The sequence below is a fragment of the Streptomyces sp. NPDC045431 genome (genome assembly GCF_040646655.1).
Classification (GTDB): domain Bacteria; phylum Actinomycetota; class Actinomycetes; order Streptomycetales; family Streptomycetaceae; genus Streptomyces.
Genome location: NZ_JBEZAQ010000003.1, coordinates 232,443 through 248,906 on the forward strand (window position 1 = coordinate 232,443; position 16,464 = coordinate 248,906).

The 16,464-nt window shown below is 72.4% G+C and carries 20 protein-coding genes; 13 read left to right on the forward strand and 7 right to left on the reverse strand.

The genetic code is table 11. The annotated features are described in order from the left end of the window. Positions 1 to 11 precede the first annotated feature (11 nt). From AB0A69_RS09605 to AB0A69_RS09630, 6 genes are read left to right on the forward strand one after another with little or no spacing between them, the layout of a single operon-like run. On the forward strand, positions 12 to 437 hold the full coding sequence (locus tag AB0A69_RS09605) for a cupin domain-containing protein (protein ID WP_361417538.1): 426 nt from the start codon (positions 12 to 14) through the stop codon (positions 435 to 437). Beyond that, positions 434 to 1,642, forward strand: a complete 1,209-nt coding sequence (locus AB0A69_RS09610) for an FAD-binding oxidoreductase (protein ID WP_361417540.1) — start codon at positions 434 to 436, stop codon at positions 1,640 to 1,642. The genes AB0A69_RS09605 and AB0A69_RS09610 overlap by 4 nt, the downstream gene beginning before the upstream one ends. Further along, positions 1,629 to 2,249 carry a serine O-acetyltransferase EpsC gene (epsC, locus tag AB0A69_RS09615; protein ID WP_361417543.1) on the forward strand — a complete coding sequence of 207 codons (621 nt, stop codon included), beginning with the start codon at positions 1,629 to 1,631 and terminating at the stop codon, positions 2,247 to 2,249. The genes AB0A69_RS09610 and epsC overlap by 14 nt, the downstream gene beginning before the upstream one ends. Beyond that, positions 2,246 to 3,886 (forward strand): class I tRNA ligase family protein, encoded by a 1,641-nt coding sequence (locus tag AB0A69_RS09620; RefSeq protein ID WP_361417546.1) that lies wholly within the window; start codon positions 2,246 to 2,248, stop codon positions 3,884 to 3,886. The genes epsC and AB0A69_RS09620 overlap by 4 nt, the downstream gene beginning before the upstream one ends. Beyond that, entirely contained in the window at positions 3,883 to 5,112 is a 1,230-nt protein-coding gene (locus AB0A69_RS09625; RefSeq protein ID WP_361417549.1) for a hypothetical protein, read from the forward strand. The genes AB0A69_RS09620 and AB0A69_RS09625 overlap by 4 nt, the downstream gene beginning before the upstream one ends. Continuing rightward, positions 5,063 to 5,539, forward strand: coding sequence for a rhodanese-like domain-containing protein (locus AB0A69_RS09630; RefSeq protein ID WP_361417552.1), 477 nt, complete (start codon positions 5,063 to 5,065; stop codon positions 5,537 to 5,539). The genes AB0A69_RS09625 and AB0A69_RS09630 overlap by 50 nt, the downstream gene beginning before the upstream one ends. Positions 5,540 to 5,549: 10 nt before the next feature. Here AB0A69_RS09630 and AB0A69_RS09635 read toward each other — a convergent pair whose 3' ends face one another. Then, positions 5,550 to 6,533, reverse strand: coding sequence for a LuxR C-terminal-related transcriptional regulator (locus AB0A69_RS09635; protein ID WP_361417555.1), 984 nt, complete (start codon positions 6,531 to 6,533; stop codon positions 5,550 to 5,552). Between the two features lie 339 nt (positions 6,534 to 6,872). Here AB0A69_RS09635 and AB0A69_RS09640 point away from each other — a divergent pair, with 339 nt between their 5' ends. Continuing rightward, on the forward strand, positions 6,873 to 7,043 hold the full coding sequence (locus AB0A69_RS09640; protein ID WP_361417558.1) for a hypothetical protein: 171 nt from the start codon (positions 6,873 to 6,875) through the stop codon (positions 7,041 to 7,043). Positions 7,044 to 7,072: 29 nt separating this feature from the next. Here the strand turns inward: AB0A69_RS09640 and AB0A69_RS09645 are convergent, their stop codons facing one another. From AB0A69_RS09645 to AB0A69_RS09665, 5 genes are all read right to left on the reverse strand, one after another. Continuing rightward, a complete protein-coding gene (locus AB0A69_RS09645) occupies positions 7,073 to 7,531 on the reverse strand; it encodes a MarR family winged helix-turn-helix transcriptional regulator (protein WP_361417561.1) in 459 nt (152 codons plus the stop codon). A 65-nt stretch (positions 7,532 to 7,596) separates the two neighbouring features. After that, complete coding sequence (locus AB0A69_RS09650; RefSeq protein WP_361417564.1) at positions 7,597 to 9,213, reverse strand: SMI1/KNR4 family protein; 1,617 nt, start codon at positions 9,211 to 9,213, stop codon at positions 7,597 to 7,599. 15 nt (positions 9,214 to 9,228) lie between these two features. Next, positions 9,229 to 9,750: a hypothetical protein gene (locus tag AB0A69_RS09655; RefSeq protein ID WP_361417567.1), complete on the reverse strand. Its 522-nt coding sequence runs from the start codon at positions 9,748 to 9,750 to the stop codon at positions 9,229 to 9,231. Between the two features lie 49 nt (positions 9,751 to 9,799). Further along, entirely contained in the window at positions 9,800 to 10,042 is a 243-nt protein-coding gene (locus AB0A69_RS09660) for a DUF397 domain-containing protein (protein WP_361417570.1), read from the reverse strand. Next, the gene (locus AB0A69_RS09665; protein ID WP_361417573.1) at positions 10,039 to 10,857 is read right to left on the reverse strand and encodes a helix-turn-helix transcriptional regulator; all 819 of its coding nucleotides are present in this window, start codon (positions 10,855 to 10,857) and stop codon (positions 10,039 to 10,041) included. Before AB0A69_RS09665 ends, AB0A69_RS09660 begins: the two co-directional genes overlap by 4 nt. Before the next feature lie 82 nt (positions 10,858 to 10,939). Here AB0A69_RS09665 and AB0A69_RS09670 point away from each other — a divergent pair, with 82 nt between their 5' ends. Continuing rightward, positions 10,940 to 11,362 (forward strand): hypothetical protein, encoded by a 423-nt coding sequence (locus AB0A69_RS09670; protein WP_361417576.1) that lies wholly within the window; start codon positions 10,940 to 10,942, stop codon positions 11,360 to 11,362. Positions 11,363 to 11,409: 47 nt separating this feature from the next. On the opposite strand, the gene AB0A69_RS09675 is transcribed toward AB0A69_RS09670, so the two are convergent. Then, a complete protein-coding gene (locus tag AB0A69_RS09675; protein WP_361417578.1) occupies positions 11,410 to 11,934 on the reverse strand; it encodes a hypothetical protein in 525 nt (174 codons plus the stop codon). A gap of 129 nt (positions 11,935 to 12,063) precedes the next feature. Here AB0A69_RS09675 and AB0A69_RS09680 point away from each other — a divergent pair, with 129 nt between their 5' ends. From AB0A69_RS09680 to AB0A69_RS09700, 5 genes are all read left to right on the forward strand, one after another. After that, complete coding sequence (locus AB0A69_RS09680) at positions 12,064 to 12,615, forward strand: GNAT family protein (protein WP_361417581.1); 552 nt, start codon at positions 12,064 to 12,066, stop codon at positions 12,613 to 12,615. 146 nt (positions 12,616 to 12,761) lie between these two features. Continuing rightward, entirely contained in the window at positions 12,762 to 14,033 is a 1,272-nt protein-coding gene (locus AB0A69_RS09685) for a hypothetical protein (RefSeq protein WP_361417584.1), read from the forward strand. Between the two features lie 122 nt (positions 14,034 to 14,155). Further along, positions 14,156 to 14,527: a YciI family protein gene (locus AB0A69_RS09690; protein WP_361417587.1), complete on the forward strand. Its 372-nt coding sequence runs from the start codon at positions 14,156 to 14,158 to the stop codon at positions 14,525 to 14,527. Then, positions 14,524 to 15,789 (forward strand): DUF6596 domain-containing protein, encoded by a 1,266-nt coding sequence (locus AB0A69_RS09695; RefSeq protein WP_361417590.1) that lies wholly within the window; start codon positions 14,524 to 14,526, stop codon positions 15,787 to 15,789. The genes AB0A69_RS09690 and AB0A69_RS09695 overlap by 4 nt, the downstream gene beginning before the upstream one ends. Next, positions 15,786 to 16,373, forward strand: a complete 588-nt coding sequence (locus tag AB0A69_RS09700) for a GNAT family N-acetyltransferase (RefSeq protein ID WP_361417593.1) — start codon at positions 15,786 to 15,788, stop codon at positions 16,371 to 16,373. The genes AB0A69_RS09695 and AB0A69_RS09700 overlap by 4 nt, the downstream gene beginning before the upstream one ends. The last annotated feature ends 91 nt before the right edge of the window (positions 16,374 to 16,464 follow it).

A 16,464-nucleotide genomic window follows, 5' to 3' on the forward strand; every position in this document is an offset into this window, starting at 1 on the left:
GACACCCGCACATGCACGTCTTCACCACCGGCGACGACGACATGGTCTTCGAGGAGACCTACAACGTCAGCGGCCGGCGCATCTTCCCCTGGCCCGAGGCCGTCGAGACGCCGGGCTGGGGCGGCGCCTGGGTCGACGTGGCGCCCGGCGCCACCTCCACCCCGCACCACCACGACGAGAACGAGATGTTCTTCATCGTCGAGGGCAGCGGCGTCATGCGCATCGGCGACGAGACGCGCCGCGTGCGCGCCGGCGAGACGGTCTTCATCACGCCGTTCCAGGACCACGACCTGACCAACGACGGCGACACGCGGCTGCGGTTCGTCACCATCTGGTGGGGCGGCGCCGAGGCCATAGCCCGTGAACGCGCCAAGTGGGCCGCCCGGTTCGGCATCGACGACGCCTCCCCGATCGCCGGCGAGGCGGTGTGGGGATGAGTCCCATCGTGCACGCCCACGCCGACGCCGTCATCGTCGGCGGCGGGGTGATCGGGGCGGCCATCGCCCACCAGCTCGCCCTCGCGGGGATCGGCCGGATCGTGCTGTGCGACCAGGGCCGGGTCAACGCCCAGGGCGCCACCTCCCGCTCCGGCGGCCTGCTGCGGCTGCACCACACCGCCGCCTGCGACACCCGGCTCGCCGCCCGCAGCCTGCCCGTCTTCGAGCAGTGGTCGGACGCCATCGGCGGCGACTGCGGATACCGCCGCACCGGCTTCGTCATGATCGTCGGCGAGGACCACGCCGACGACCTGCGCCAGAACGCCGCCGTCGCCACCGAGGCGGCCGGCTACCGGCGCGTCGAGGTCATCGGCCGGTCCGAGCTCAAGGAGCTCTACCCCGGGCTGCGCACCGAAGGCGTGGCGCTCGCCGCGTACGAGCCGGAGGGTGGTTACGCCGACCCCATGGCCGCCTCCGCGTCGCTGCTGACGGCGGCGTACCGGCTCGGCGTCTCGCCCTCGGAGGGCATCCGGGCCGTGAAGGTCCTGGAGCACGCGGGCACCGTCACCGGTGTGCTGACCTCCATCGGCCGGATCGACGCGCCGCTCGTCGTGCTGGCCGGCGGGGCCTGGGGCTCGGCGCCCGCCGAGTACCTCGGCATCCACATCCCGGTCACCGCCCGCCGCATCGGCCTCGCGCAGGCCGAACTGCCGGGCGCCGGGCGGCGCGGCTCCGGTGCCTCCGTGCCGACCTGCATCGACGACACCACCGGCAGCTACTTCCGGCCCGACGGCCTCGACCGCTTCTACTTCGGTGTGCCGAGCAAGCCCGACACCGTGCTGGGCCGGGACGTCGAGCCGCTCACCTCCGCCGAGCTGGAGCAGGCCATCGACGCCATCGCCGACCGCGTCCCCGCCGCCGCCACCGCGCCGCTCGCCGGCACCCGGTCCGGCCTCGACGGCTACACGCCCGACAAGCGGCCGGTGGTCGGCGCGGCCGGACCCGACGGCCTCTACCTGGCGCTCGGCTTCAGCGGCGGCGGCTTCAAGCTGGCGCCGGCCGTCGCCGAACTCGCCGCCAAGGAGATCGTGGAGGGCGGCGCCGTACCCGGCAAGGCCGTCCAGGAGCTCCTGGAGCCGTACCGGCCGCAGCGTTTCCTCGCCGGCCACCCGATCCGCCCGGAGGCCCCCTATGACCACATGTAGACGGACCACCTTCAGGCACGTCCGGTCGGTGCTGCGGGAGGACGTCGAGACCGTCCTCGCGAAGGACCCGGCCGCGACCTCCCGCGCCGAAGTGCTGCTCTACCCGCACATCCACGCCCTCTGGACGTACCGGGTCGCGCACCGGCTGTGGCGGCGCGGCCACCGGGTCACCGCCCGCGCCCTGTCGCTGCTGGCCCGCGCGGTCTCCGGGATCGAGATCCACCCGGGCGCGCGCATCGGCCGCCGGTTCTTCGTCGACCACGGCACGGCCGTCGTCATCGGGGAGACCGTCGTCATCGGTGACGACGTGATGCTGTACCACCAGGTCACGCTGGGGTCGGTGGGCTGGTGGAAGGACCTGCGCCGGCCCGCCGGCGCCCGCCGCCACCCCGTCATCGGCGACCGGGTGGTCATCGGTACCGGGGCCAGCGTCCTCGGCCCGGTCACCGTGGGCGAGGACTCCCGCATCGGCGCGCACTCGGTCGTCCTGGACGACCTGCCGCCGCGCACCCGGGTCGTCGCCGCCACCTCCGACGCCCTGCCCCCGCTCGACACCGCTCCTCTCGTCCTCCCCGAGGGCCTCTCCGAAGGAACTCCCACCTCATGACCTCGTACGTCGTCACCAGCGCGCCGCCGAACCCCAACGGCGACCTCCACCTCGGTCACCTCTCGGGCCCGTTCCTCGGCGCCGACGTCCTCACCCGCCACCTGCGCCGCCGCGGCCACGACGTGCAGTACGTCGGCTACTCCGACGAGCACTCCTGCTACGTGCCGCGCCGGGCCGCCGAGATCGGCTCCACCGCCCACCGCACCGCCCGCCTCTTCGGGGACCGCATGGAGGAGACCCTCTCGCTGGGCGCCATGCACCACGACTGGTTCACCCGCCCGCTCACCGACGAGGCGCACACCCTGTTCGTGCAGCGGTTCTTCCTGGAGCTGTGGGAGGCGGGCGCCCTGGAGGTCCAGGAGCTGCCGGTCTTCCACTGCACCCCGTGCGACCGCTACCTGTACGAGGCCGAGGTGCGCGGCGCCTGCCAGTTCTGCGCCGAGCCCTCCGACGGCGTCTACTGCGAGGCGTGCGGCCTGCCGCAGGACCCCGCCGGGCTCGCCGACCCCCGGTGCACCGCCTGCTGGACCACGCCGGGCACGCGCACCATGCGCCGCATCGTCTTCCCGCTGGAGCAGTACCGCGAGCGGCTGCAGGAGTACTACGACGACGCCCAGTCCCGCGCCGAGTGGCGGCCCCGGCTGCGCGCCTACCTGGAGGGCCTGTTCTCGCGCGAGCTGCCCGACACCGCGATCAGCCGCGAGGCGTCGTACGGCATCCCCGTCCCGCTCCCGGGCTGGGAGGGCCACATCCTCGACACCTGGTTCAGCGGCATCTGGGGGTACGTGGCGGCCACCGCCCGGCTCGGCGAGGCCGACGGCGACGAGGGCGCGTGGCAGCGGCGGTGGACCGACCCGGAGACCCGGATCGTGAACTTCATCGGCTTCGACTGCTCGTTCTCGCACGCCGTGCTCTGGCCCGCGCTGCTGATGGCCCAGGGTGAACTGACCCTGCCCGCGCAGGTGGTGATCAACGAGTTCTACCGCCTGGAGGGGGAGAAGTTCTCCACCAGCCGGGGCCACGCGATCTGGGGCGGCGAGTTCCTGCGCCGGGTCAACGCGGACGCGCTGCGCTTCCACCTGTGCCTGACCGGACCGGAGCGGGAGCAGAACAACTTCTCCATGAAGGAGTTCACCGACACGGTCAGCACGGTGCTGGCGGGCGGCCTCGAGGCGTGGACCGACACCGTGCTGGACCTGCTCGCCAAGGACTTCGACTCGGCCGTCCCCACGGCCGCCCCCGAAGGTCCTCTCGCCGCCGAACGGGCCGCGCTGCCGGGCCTCGTGGACGGCGCGCTCGCCGCCGAGACCTTCTCGCCGCAGCGCGCGGCCGCCGTGATCGCCGCGGTGGTGGACCGGGCCGTCGCGGACCTCCAGGAGCTGGCGCTGCTGGGCGCCGCCGGACCGCGCGAGCGGTACGCGGGACGGCTCGCCGCCTCGGTGGAGCTGCTCGCCGCCGTCGCGGTGGCGGCCGCGCCGCTGATGCCGGGCTGGTCGGCGTTCCTCGCGGCGCAGCTGGGCGTGGCGGTGGACGCCGGGACGCGGATGCCCGAGTGGTCCGCGCTGGACGGCGCCCTGGTGCCTGCCGGCACCGTGCTGCCGACCGATGTGCCGCTGTACTTCCACGAGTTGTCGTGACGCAGGGCCACCCGGTGGCAGGTCCCGCGTCCGGCGGTGTCGCGTCCGCGGGTGCCGCGTCGGCCGGTGCCGCGTCGGCCGGTGCCGCGTCCGCGGGTGCCGCGTCCGCCCGTGCCGCGTCCGCGGGTGCCGCGTCCGCCGGTGCCGCGTCCGCCGGTGCCGCGTCCGCTGGTGCCGCGTCCGGCGGTGCCGCGGCCGTACGGACCCTCGTGGCGGTGCTGGGTGCCGGGACGCTTCTGCTCCCGGCGGCGCTGGCCCCCGCTCCGCACGCCCCGGCCGTCGCCGTCGCGCTGGCCGCCGCCCTGGCCGGCTGGTGCCTGCTGCTCGCCGCCTCCGGCGGGACGCGGGCGGCGGGCCCGGTGGCCTTCGTCCGCGACCGGCTCGGTCCGGGGGCGGGCCGCACCGTCACCGCGCTGTACTTCGGCGGCTTCGCCACGGGCCAGGCGGCGGTGGCGTTGTCGGCGGGCGAGTTCGCGGCCCGGGCGTGGGGGCCGGTGGGCACACCGGTGCCGTACGCCGTGGCCGCGGTCGTCCTCGTCACCGCCGCCGTGGCCGCCCGGTCGGGCGCGTACCTGCTCCGCCGGGTCCGGCTGGCCGCGGTCCTGGTCCTGGCCGGTGCGTGGTGGGCGCTGGGCGGGCTCCCGGCGCCGGCCGGCCACGCGCCGAGCGCCCATCCCGCGCTGCTCGCCGTGCCCCTGCTCTTCGGCTGGGTCGGCCTGGAGTCGGCCGTACCGGCCGCGCGCGCCAAGCGCCGCGTGCTGGCCGGGACCCTGCTGGGCGTGGGCCTCGCCGCCGCGCTGTACGCCCTGCTGCTCGCACCCCCCGCCCCGGCGCCCCCGGCCGTCTCCGCGCTGCTGTTCCCCCCGCTCGCCCTGGTCTCGGCGCTCGTCTGCTGGACGTACTGCCGGACGAACCTGCGGGCTACGGGCGCCCGTTGGGCGGAGCTCACGTCCGGTCACCAGGCGGCCGACGACACCTCCGCCTCCGCCCCCGGCGGCCGGCGCGGGGCGGTCGTCGCCGCGCTCGTCGCCCTGGCCGTCCTCGGCCTCGCCCACACCGCCCGGTGGGGCGTGCCCGCGCTGCTGCTCGGCCCGGGCGCCGCCACCGCCGCCCTCTACGCCCTGCTCGCCCTCGCGGCCCTGCGCCGCCCCGTCACCCATCCCACGGAGGAAGACCATGACCACCACCACCGCCCCCTCGAAGGTGCTGCGCGTCCCGCCGGCTGACCCGGCCACCGCCGCCGCGCACTTCCACCGCCGCTTCACCTTCGAGGCCGACGCCTCCGATGTGCACGCCGACATCGAGTCCGGCGCCGCCTCCTTCGTCCTCGTGGACACCCGTGGCCCCGAGGCGTGGGCCCAGGGCCGTATCCCCGGCGCCGTACACCTGCCCACCGACGACATCGCGGACCGCGCGGCCGAGCTGGTCCCGCCCGGCAGCGTGGTGGTCACCTACTGCTGGGGCCCCGGCTGCAACGGCGCGACCCGCGCCGCGCACGCCTTCGCCACCGCCGGTTACCGGGTCAAGGAGATGCTCGGCGGCTTCGAGTACTGGTCCCGCGAGGGCTTCCCGGTCGAGGACGCCCAGGGCGTGCGCCGGTCCGCGCCGGACCCGCTGACGGCGCCCGTCACGGGCGCGTCCTGCGCCTGCTGACCAACGGGCGTCACAGCAGGCCGTGTTCGGCGGCCCGCTGTCCCAGCTGGAAGCGGCTCTGCGCGTCCAGTTTCTCCATCAGCTCCGAGATCAGCCGCCGTTCGCTGCGCAGGGAGATCCCCAGCCGACGGGCGGCGGCCTCGTCGGTGTACCCCTGGGCGAGCAGGCGCAGCAGCTCCCGGGGCTGCGAGCCCGGGTCGTCGAGGCTGCGCCGGGGCGGCTCACCGAACGGCGTCGCGGTCGCCCACACCGCCTCGAACAGCGCGCAGAACGCGGCCACGGCCCCCGGCTCGCGCAGCAGCACCGCGCCCTTCGCGCTGTCGGCCGGGTTGATGGGGACCATCGCCGACTTCCGGTCGGCGATGTACATGCGCATCGGCAGGGCGGAGACGGTCCGCACCTGCCCGCCGCGCTCGGTCAGCCAGCGGGCGTGCTCGACGCTCGCGGGATCGTTGCGGATGGAGTCGAGGTAGATGGTCCTGATCCGCACCCCTCGCGCGAGCAGCGCCTCCGAGAGCGGCTCGCTGGCCTTGTAGGCCTCCGAGGTCTGCGCCCCGCCGGGCGCGAACGCCATGGATTCGGACCGGGTGCTGTCGTTCAGCTGCTCCATCTTCGCCCATACGGCATCGATCCCCTGGAGGCGCTCCGCCTCGTGGGTCTCGCCCGCCGGATGCAGCTCGGCGTACTGCGACAGCAGTGCGCCCGCCGCCGCCTGGCTCTCGGCCAGCGCCCGGTGCCGCTCGGCGATCTCCGCCTGCTGGTGGGCGAGCAGGGCGTCGAGCGCCGCCTTCGGGTTGACCACCCGCAGGCGGCCGTCACCGCGCCAGGACGGTGCGAGGAGGGAGAGCCGTGTCAGCTCCTCCAGGTCCTCGCAGATGTCCTCCTGGGGCCGGCCCAGTGCTTCGGCGAGGTGGGCGACGGTGAGATCAGGCCGTTTGAGGATGAACCGGTAGAGCGTGTCGGACCGCTCTGTCAGCCCGAGAGCAACGAGCACGGGAAGTCCCCCCAGGTCGCGGAACGGAGCGGCGCGCATGGTCGGCCGACAACGCTGGCGGCAAGGCGGGCCCTCAGAGGCGATCTTGCACGTGGATTGTCCACATCCATCGCTGCCTGCACAAACAGTGTCCATTACGTGGACCAACTGTGTCAGGAGTGTGCCCCCGCATGCGCATGTCCGGGGGCGGCGGACACGCTGGCACGGATGTGTCGGAAAGCTTTGTGCCAGCGGAATCAAGCGACAGCCGCCTCTGCGGCTCGGCACGATGGCGATGCGCCGGGACGGAAAGAACCGGCCAACTCCCCGCTCTCCCTTCCCAGATGAAGAGGCTCTCCCATGTGCCGTAAGGCCGTTACGAAGCTCGTCGCCGCCACCGCCGCCGCCCTGCTCGCCGCCCTGACGGCGGGCCCCGCCGACCAGGTGCTCCGTGACCCGGCACCCCGCGTCTCCGTGGCCGCCGCGCAGCAGCCGGCCGGGGACTTTGTGCAGGAGCCGATCTGGTGCTGAGGCGGCTCGGGCGGAGGCGGCCGGCGCCGCTAGTGGTGCCAGAAGCGCCCGCCCGTGTTGTGGATGAAGCGCTGGAGCACCTTCATGGTCGTCAGGTACTCCTCGTCGGAGATGTCCGCGTGCCGTTCCTCCCACAACTCTTCCTGCAGGACAGCGGCCTTGGCGTAGAAGGCGCTGCCTTCCGGGGTGAGGGCGAGACGGCCCTCCGGGTCCTCGGTGATCCAGCCCTGGGTGATGGTGGTGTCGATCTCCGCCTCCATGGCCGCCGCGCCCGTGTCCAGGTAGTCACGGAGGATGCGGGACACCTCGGTGCGGGTCTTCGGGCTGTCGGCCCGGGCCACTTGAGCGAGGACCCACCACTGGGGCTGCGTGGTGCCGATCTCGTCGAGGGCGGCGCGGGTGCGGGTGACGACGGCCTTGTAGGCGGCCCAACTCCAGTAGCCGATGGGCTGCTTGATCAGTTCGTCGTCGCTGTGCGTGTACTGCATGGCTGGTCCCTCCGGTGGTGCGCGGGTGGTGCGCGTTCGGTGGGACTCACCGTAGAAACTCAAGTTCACTTGAGGTCAAGGCTGTCGTGGGTGCCCGCGCTATGCAGGGCGTTCGCGGTGTCGAGGCCCAGGCGGGCCGCCCAGGCGAGGGCGTCGTCGAGGGTGGCGTCCCTGTCGGCGAGCTGCGCGGCGGCGAGGGCGGGAGGCACCGCACCCGCGTCCAGCAGGGCGGCCCACTGGCGGCCGGTGAGGGCGAGGTAGCGCAGCTCCGGCAGCCCGGCCAGGGCGGTCAGGTCGGGGGTGTCGGCCCCGGAGAGGTCGAGGCCGCGCAGGTGGGGGACGGTGCGCAGCGGGGTGAGGTCGGTCGGGGCCGTGGTGGTCAGACCGAGCGACGTGAGGTGCGCGTGCCCGGCGAGCGGCGCCAGATCGCCGTCGACGAGCGTGACGCGCAGGGACTCGACGGGCAGGTCGCGCACCGGGGTCAGGTCACCGGTGGTGGAGCGGTTGAGGTGCAGACGGCGCAGCCGGGGCGCGGCGGTCAGCGGGGCGAGGTCGACGACGTCGGGGGCGTCGTTGATGTGGAGCGCCTGGAGGCTGGGCGGCACCTCGTCCGGCATGCCCCCGACGATGTCCCGCGGTGCCGATTCGCGGCCGGTGCCGAGCAGGGCGATGCGGTCGCCGCGCTGCTCGTACGCGCCCTGCTCCAGCAGGTCCAGGTAGTGGCCGAGGAGCGAGGTGACCGAGTCGGCGACGTAGGAGGGGCCCCGGTCGTAGTCGCGTCCCGTGTGGATGACCTGGCCGGGACGCCCGTCCCGGGCCGGGACCGTGTCGACGGCCAGGTAGTTGCCGTCGTACGCGGTGGTGAAGCGCAGCCACCCCGGATGGGCACCGCAGCGGCGCACGGTGTCCGCGGGCGTGGTGTCGAAGACGACGCCGTCCCACTCCAGGTCCCAGCCGAACCAGGGCCGCTCGACCGCGTACGGGCCGGTGCTCTCGGCGACGAGCCGCCTCAACGGCACCCAGGCGTGGCCGCGGAACAGCCCGAGGTCCCCGTCGCCGTCGGCGACCGCGTACAGCGCCCGCAGGTCGGCGGGCAGGCGCCGGCCGAGGCGGCGTTCGGCCTCGTCGAGTTCGGCGGCGGTGGCGGGCGGGGGCAGCTCCTCCGCGTGCCCGAGGATCGCGGCACGCCGTTCGAGGTACGTACGGAACCGGGCTACGGCCAGCTCCGGGTCCCCCGCCGGAGCCGCCGTGCCGGGATCCTGGTGCGCGCCGGGCTGAGGAAGCCGGTAGTCGGGGTCGAGGACCAGCTGGTAGCCGCTGCCCTCCCCGGTCACCCAGGTCAGGGAGTCGTCGAAGGCGGCGAACCGGTACGCGCCGGTCGGCAGGCACCGGACCTCCACGCTCACGGACTCCCACCCCCGCTCCTGCCGCAACGCCTCGCCCAGCATCATGAGCTCCACCAGGGGGTGGGGCATGCGGCTGTCCCAGGGGTTCTCTCGCGGGGTGTAGCCGCCGGTCACCGTGACATCGCCCCGGTCGATCCGGCCGTGCATCACGGCGTGCGCCCAGCCGCTCGGCGCTTCCGCGACGATCGCCTCGACGAGCGCCCGTACCGCCTGCTCCACCATGTCCGCTCCCGTGCCCTCGCTGGTGCCGCGCATCATGGCAGAGCCCACTGACACCGCCGCCGTCCGGCGTCAGGCGACGGCCGCCGCGAACCCCAGCAGGTACGTCAGCGCGAACACGAACGGCACCCACTGCTCGACGTGGGTCAGCGGCAGGTACTTGCGCCAGTCCCTCCCCTCGCCGAGGGCCTGCCACTCGGCGCGGGAGTACGCGTACGCCGGTAACCGCTCCTCGAACGCCCCGATCACCGCGTACTTCGCTGCGGTGAGCAGCCGGTACGAGCGGATGGTGACGAACCAGGCGACGCACTGGGCGAACAGGATCGCCAACCCGCCCAGCAGCGCCCAGAGCGGTGCGTGGGTGAGGCCCCCGCCGCCCAGGCCGGTCAGCATCGCGGCGATGACGCTGTTGAGGGAGAGGAAGAAGGTGTTGGTGAGGTTGCGGCGGGAGCTGGTGCGGTCGGCCATCTCCACGCACAGCTTGTACTGCTCCAGTACGGCGGCCTGGTACTGCTCACCCCCGGGCTCATATCCGGGCGCGTACGCGGCGGGACGGACGGTGGCGTTCCAGAGCGCTTCTCGGATGTCGTCCATGCCCGCATCATGTGGGCGTGCCCGGGCCCCTGTCAGGAGCGCCTTCGGTTCAGCCGTCGTGGGTGGCGGCGAGGAACGCGGACCAGGCGGTGGGGGAGACGGTGAGGGCGGGGAGGGCGGTGTCCTTGGAGTCGCGGACGTGGACGGTGTGGGGGCAGGCGGCGACCTCGACGCAGTCGCCGCCTTGGTCGCCGCTGTAGGAGGACTTGGTCCAGCAGAGAGCGACCTCGACGCAGTCGCCACCCTGACCGCTGCTGTAGCTGGACTTGAACCAGTTGAGGTCGCTGTTCATAGCGTTCGTGCCACCTGTTCGATGAGTTCGGCCGAGTCTTCCGGGTTGAGGGCTTGTGCCCGCAGGGAGCTGTACCGAGCGAACACGTCTCCAAGGTCCGGTTGTTCGCTGAGAAAGTACCGTCCGCCCTGTCCTTCGACATAGACCAGTTGTCCTCGCCGCTCGGCTGTATCCAGCAACGTGAAGGGGCCGTTCAGACCGGCATGGGTCTGCCGGTCCTCCGGCATCACTTGGATTTGCACATTCCGTAGCTGCCCGATCTTCAGGATGTGCAGCAGGTTGTCTCGCAGGACCGCCGCACCACCGAGCGGTTTGGTCAGTGCTGCCTTCTCCAGGACGAAACTGATGAGCGGCGTGGGCTTGCGGTGGAACAGCGCCTGACGCGCCAACCGCGCTGCGACGCCTGCCTCGATCTCTTCGTCGTCCAGGGGAGGACATGCGCAGCCGAAGACCGCGCGAGCGTAGGGCTCGGTCTGAAGCAGCCCTGGGATCACTTGGTTCTCGTACTTGTGAACCCCCGCAGCCTTCGCCTCCTCCTCCAAGTAGTCCTCGAACCAAGCGGCCACGCCGCTCGCCTTCAGCTCCTGCGCTACCTCGATCAGTGCACCTTGTGCACCCAGGAACTCATCCGACAGCTCGACGAAGTTGCCCCTTGGGCGCCGCTCGCCGCGCTCGATCATGGCGACCTGGGACTTGGAGTAACCGGTGTGGAGGCCCAGCGCCTCCTGCGAGACCTTCGCTCGCTCCCGGTAGAAGCGGAGCAGCCTGCCGAACGCCTTCGCGGCGCCAGGGGTTCCCTTGTTCCCGACTTTCACGTACGTCCTCCCTGTTCACACAGCCCCTCACAGACCGGCTGTGGTGCTGGTCACAGTAGAACCGGAAGGCCAAGCTGGCCGCATGAATCAGCGCAATTCGCTTGACAGGGTGCCTTCTTGGGTACCCGCATCCGGGCACGCCCTGCGGCACGCGGGCATCCACTTCGACGCCGTACGCATCGGCGGGATGCTCGGCGAGGAGATCGCGTACGAGCTCATGCAGTTCACCGCCTTCCAGGCGGGGCCCATCGTCCGGGAGCTCGCCGGGGAGCAGAACCTCTACTTCCTCCTGCCGCCGCAGACGGCACGCGCGTACGCCTGGCCGGCGGGTGCGAGGGCGCTGAGCCGGAACGGGCGGGAGTCCGCGTTCGTCGGGGTGCCCGCGCTCGACGGGCTGACGTGGCCGCTGGACTGGCGGTCGCGACCCACGGCGGAGGCACCGTTCGTGGAGCCGGACCTGCTGCACGAGACGGTGGTCCGGGCGGTGACGGGCACAGTGGCCTGAAGCCGGTCCTCACCGGTCCAAGTGGCCACGAGGTGCCCATGGCGTGCCTACGGGTGGCTGGGTTGGGTGGGAGGTTGATGGTCCAGCCCAGGGTGCTGGCACCTACCGTTGCCCGTCAGGCCGATCGCGCCGAGATTGTCGGCCGCCTGAGCTTCGAGCTCCGCCGGGACCGGCCCCCCGCCCATGATGGCCCGCCAGGGGCCCGCATTGAGGTAGATCGCGGTGTCGTCGGCGCGGATCTCGCTCTCGGGCATCAACAGCTTCCACCCGCGCTCTTGCAGTTTGTGGACGACCGTCACGAGATCCGAACGCTCGGGAACGGCACGGGTCAGGACGGCGAGGTTGGTGACGCAGTGCTGGTTCCGCGGGTCCACCGGCCCGTCCCGGAAGTCCTGTGCGAGGCCCTTGGTGGCGTACCGGAAGTCCTCCACCACGTCGTCCCTGGTCTTCTCTGCCGCCCGGGGCGACGCGGCGGCGGACGCCGACGGCTTCGCCTTGGGGTCCGGCGGCACGGCCTCGTCGGTGTCACCGCCCCCACAGCCCGCGACCATCAGTACGGCCGCCGCCGCCATGACGCTTCCCACCCTGCTGAACCCCTGCACAGCCCCACCCTTTCGTCGACGGGGCAGTGTGCCACGGGGCACGCGAGGCGACCGCTTATTGGTTTGCCGTCGGCCAATCCGGCCGGATAGGAAATTCGCATGCTACGAGGCGGCAAGATCGGGCTCAGGGCCCGGTACGAGGCGGACATCCCGGTCCTGCGGACCGAGCTCTACGACGACGTGGCCGGTGCCTCGCGGGCGGAGGGAGTCCCGTGGCGGCCGATCACGCCCGGGTCGAACGACCCGCGGCTCGTCGTGGACGACAAGGAGCAGGGGCGCGTCCAGTTCTCCGTGGTGGAGCTGCGGGGCGGCGCGCTGATCGGCACCGCCGCGCTGTGGGGCATCGACAACCACCACCGGTCCGCGCACCTGGGGCTCGGGCTGCTGCCGTCCGCGCGCGGCAAGGGGTACAGCACCGATGTGGTCGCCGTGCTGTGCCACTACGGCTTCGTCGTGCGCGGGCTGCAGCGGCTGCAGATAGAGACACTGGCGGACAACACGCCGATGCTGCGCGCGGCGGAGCGCAACGGCTTCGTCCGCGAGGGGCTGCTGCGCTCCTCGCACTGGGCGATGGGCGAGTTCCTCGACGAGGTGGTGTTCGGGCTCCTCGTCCAGGAGTGGAAGCCTGCGATGTGGAGTCCGGCCAGGTAGGTCGTGTTACCGGGTGCGCTCAATGTCCATGCCATAAAGGGGCGTTGGTTCAGACACCGTCCGCCGGAAGCCCTGGTTACGATCATTGCGGATGAACACACGGGGGTGACGTAATGCGTCGAACATCGCGGACGTCTCGACGTCTGATGCCGTTCGGCCTGGTGCTGTGCCTGGTCACGGCTTGTTCAGTCGGCTCGGGCGAAGACGACGGGCCGAGGGCAGGTGCGCCGAAGCCGGGTGCGGGCGGCACGAAGACCGCCACGCCGACGACCAAGTCCTATGACCCGCCACTCAAGTTCGAGAGCTCGGCCACGTACCCGGTCGCCGGCGGATACAACGAGGGTAACTGGGCCGTCCGGCTCGACGGCACCACCGTGTATGCGGCGTCGGACAACGAGGTGAAGGCCGTCGATGCGCTCAGCGGCAAGGCCCTGTGGAGTGTGCAGCCGCAGGGCCGGGCGAGTGAGGACGACGACTACGGCACCGGCGACGTGGCCGGCCCGACCCTCGTCCAACTTGACGGTAAGCCGACCGTGCTGGCCGCCTTCGCCGTGACTGTGCCGGGGTCGGGCACCACGCCCGAGCGGCCCGTTATCGAGCTCACGGCCGTGGCCGCCGACTCCGGGAAACGGCTGTGGACGGCCACGATCGACAGGCCCGAAGGTCAAGAGGACGGGGACCCAGTCCTGGTCGGCTCCGACGGCACGACCGCCGTCGTCCGGCTCGGCGTGGAGAGCGAGGCGGCAACCCTCGGGATCACGCTCGCCACGCGACAGACCTCCTGGACGGCCAAGGGCTTCTACGCCGGGTTCATTGACGGCGGCACGGTTGTCGGGCGAGGCGGCGCGGACAGTGCCCTCGGCGGCGGCGCCAGCGTGGAGGGACTCCGGATCGCCGACGGCAAGAGGACGTGGACGTACATGGACCGACTGAACAGGACGGTCCTGAGGCCGGTCGGCGCGGGTCTGTTCACGGCGGAGGTGGACGCGCCCTTCGTCCGGGACCAGGACATCTCGGCGCTGCTCGAGGTCTCCACCGGCAAGCCGCCCGCCGGCGTCGACGCCAAGGCGCTGGACGCTCTGTTGGATCTTTCCTGTGAGCACGACGAGCGCGCCACGATCGTCTGTCAGGCCGAGGAGGGCTGGGACCGCCGAGTGTTCGCGCTGGACGCCCAGTCGTTCAAGGAACTGTGGGCGATCGACGAGAGTGACGAGACGCGGCTGACGCCGGAAATCGGGACCGCCTGGCACGGTGCCGTATACGCGTCCACCGACAACGGCCCGGTCATCCTCGACGCCCGCACCGGCAAGGACAAGGCTACGGACCCCGGCCTCAGACCCTTCCAAGTGAACGGTCACGCAGGTCTCTACTCGGGCGGCGCCACGAAAGGTATCTCGGTCTCCCGCGCCATCGGCTAGGCGAAAATCCCGGGGAAAATCTCGGAAGAAAGTCGTCGTCGGATGTCGAGGACCCGCTCCCCGCTCCGACCAAGGGGTGACAGCGCGCCGACGGGGTGCGCGGGACGGGGAGGACACCCGAGATGAAGTACGTCGCGATGATCTACGGCAACCAGGCCAAGTGGGACTCCTTCCCGGCCGAGGCGTGGCCGGAGGCGATCGCCAAGCAGGAGGCGTTCAACGCGAAGTACCGCGCGAGCGGGGAGCTGCTGGGCGCGTACGGGCTGGCGGACGCGGCGGCCGCGCAGCTGGTGCGGCGCGGTGAGGGCGGGGTTCCGGCGGTCACGGACGGGCCGTACCTGGAGACGAAGGAGTACCTGGCCAGCTTCTACATGCTGGACTGCGACAGCCTGGAGCGGGCGCAGGAGATCGCGGCGGACATGCCGTTCGCGGACGTGGAGCCGGTGGAGCTGTGGCCGGTGCTGCACGAGTCCACGGCTTCGGCGGACGTGTGAGCACCGCGCACCAAGGGGTCGAGGACCTGCTGCGCGAGCTGGCGCCGCAGGTCCTCGGCGCGCTCGTGCGCCGGTACGGCGTCTTCGACACGTGCGAGGACGCCGTGCAGGAGGCGCTGCTCGCGGCGGCGGTGCAGTGGCCGGAGGCGGGGGTGCCTGCGAACCCGCGCGGCTGGCTGGTGACGGTCGCCTCGCGGAAGCTGGTGGACCAGGTACGCAGCGAGAGCGCCCGGCGGCGCCGCGAGGAGAGCCTCGCGCTGGCCACGCCGCAGGCGGAGCTGCTGAGCCATGCCGCCGACGCCGTACCGGCCGGGGACCGGGACGACTCGCTGGCGCTGCTGTTCCTGTGCTGCCACCCTGCGCTGTCGTCGGCGAGCCGGATCGCGCTGACGCTGCGGGCGGTCGGCGGGCTGACCACGGCGCAGATCGCGGCGGCGTTCCTGGTGCCGGAGGCGACCATGGCGCAGCGCGTCAGCCGTGCCAAGCAGGCGATCAAGGCGGCCGGGGAGGCGTCGTTGGCGATGCCGGAGGGGGCGGTGTTCGCGGAGCGGCTGGGCGAGGTACGGCACGTGCTGTACCTGGTCTTCAACGAGGGCTACACCGCCACCGGCGGCGCCGACCTGACCGCGCCCGAGCTGTCCACGGAGGCGATCCGGCTCACCCGGCTGCTGCACCGGCTGGTGCCCGACGACACGGAGACCGCAGGGCTGCTGGCGCTGATGCTGCTGACCGACGCGCGCCGACCCGCGCGCACCGGGCCGTCGGGGGAGTTGGTGCCGCTGGCGGAGCAGGACCGGGACCGGTGGGACGGGCGTCTCATCGAGGAGGGTGTCGGCCTGATCAGCCGGACCCTGCCGCGCGGGCAGGTGGGCCCGTACCAGCTGCAGGCCGCCATCGCGGCGGTGCACGACGAGGCGCGGGACACCGACGCGACCGACTGGCCGCAGATCCTCGCGCTGTACGAGCTGCTGGAGCGGTTCGGACCCAACCCGGTAGTGACGCTGAACCGTGCGGTCGCCGTCGCCATGGTCCACGGCCCGGGCGCCGGCCTCGACCTGCTCGCGGAGCTGGAGGCCGACGGCCGCCTGGCCCGGCACCACCGGCTGCACGCGACGCGGGCGCACCTGCTGGAGCTGCTCGGCGACCGGGAGGGCGCCGCTGCCGCGTACCGCGAGGCCGCGCGCCGTACGACGAGCGGCCCGGAGCGGCGGCACCTCGCGGGGCGGGCACAGCGCTGCATCGGACGTACGGTCGGCTCATGAAGATGACCGCAGACGAAGCACGAGGGCCCGGCGCGGCGGCCGGCACCGTGGTCTACCGACTGGCGCGTCCCGAGGACGGCGCGGCCCTGGCGGACCTCGACGGGTCGTTCACGACGGACGCCGTCTTCGAAGTGACCGTCACCGAAGGCGGGTTCGGTATCCGTCGGACACCGCTGGCGGAGCCCCTGCACAAGGTGTTCCCGGACGAGGACGAGGACGACGGCGAGGACGGCGGCGACCCCGAACTGACCCGGACGGTGGTCGCCTGTGACGGAGACGAACTGTGCGGGTTCGTGGAGACCTCCTTCGACCCCTGGAACGCGCGGCTGACCATCCGCGACATCGAGGTCGCGCCCGCGTGGCGGGGAAGAGGCGTGGGCCGCACCCTGATGGACCACGCCGTCGACTTCGCGAGGGAGTGCGGAGCGGGGCACCTGTGGCTCGAAGTCACCAACATCAACGCTCCCGCCATCCACGCCTACCTGAAGATGGGCTTCACCTTCTGTGGGCTGGACACCACGCTGTACGACGGGACGCAGTCGGCCGGTGAACAGGCGCTCTTCATGGCCCGCCGGGTGCCGTGAACGCGCCACGCGGCGGGTGAACGGGAACATGCGCGGCAGGCGCGTCGTTGACTCGGGGCCACCGCTTCGAACAGCCGACTGAGGGAGTGCT